General features: G+C 66.0%; 1 protein-coding gene. It reads left to right on the plus strand.

What is annotated here, in order from left to right; genetic code table 11:
• Positions 1–797: chaperonin GroEL (groEL, locus tag AC0L3L_RS36400; RefSeq protein WP_473642199.1), on the plus strand; the 797-nt coding region annotated here is incomplete at both ends.

Below are 797 nucleotides of genomic sequence, written 5' to 3' on the forward strand. Positions count from 1 at the left end.
CCGGGCTTCGGTGATCGCCGCAAGGCCATGCTGGAAGACATCGCCATCCTCACCGGTGGCCAGGTCATTTCCGAAGACCTCGGCATCAAGCTCGAGAATGTCGGCCTCAACATGCTCGGCCGCGCCAAGAAGGTGTCGATCTCCAAGGAGAACACCACCATCGTCGATGGCGCCGGCAAGAAGGCCGAGATCCAGGGCCGCGTCGCCCAGATCAAGCAGCAGATCGAGGAGACCACCTCGGACTACGACAAGGAGAAGCTGCAGGAACGTCTCGCCAAGCTGGCGGGCGGCGTTGCCGTCATCCGCGTCGGCGGTGCGACCGAGATCGAAGTCAAGGAAAAGAAGGACCGCGTCGATGACGCCCTCAACGCGACCCGTGCGGCCGTCGAAGAAGGCATCGTTCCCGGCGGCGGCGTCGCACTCCTGCGCGCTTCGCTGAGCATCAAGGCTGTCGGCGCCAACTCCGACCAGACCGCTGGCATCAGCATCGTGCGCCGCGCGCTGCAGGCTCCGGCTCGCCAGATCGCGGCCAACGCCGGTGCGGAAGCATCGATCGTTGCCGGCAAGATCCTCGAGAACAAGGGCCCGACCTTCGGCTTCAACGCCCAGACCGGCGAATATGGCGACATGATCGCCATGGGTATCGTCGATCCGGTCAAGGTCGTGCGCACGGCTCTCCAGGACGCGGCCTCGGTGGCTGGCCTGCTGGTCACCACCGAAGCCATGATCGCGGAGGCTCCGAAGAAGGAGTCGGCTGGCGGCGGCATGCCTGGCGGCATGGGCGGCGGCGGCATGGG

This window comes from Mesorhizobium sp. WSM4849, from assembly GCF_055811385.1.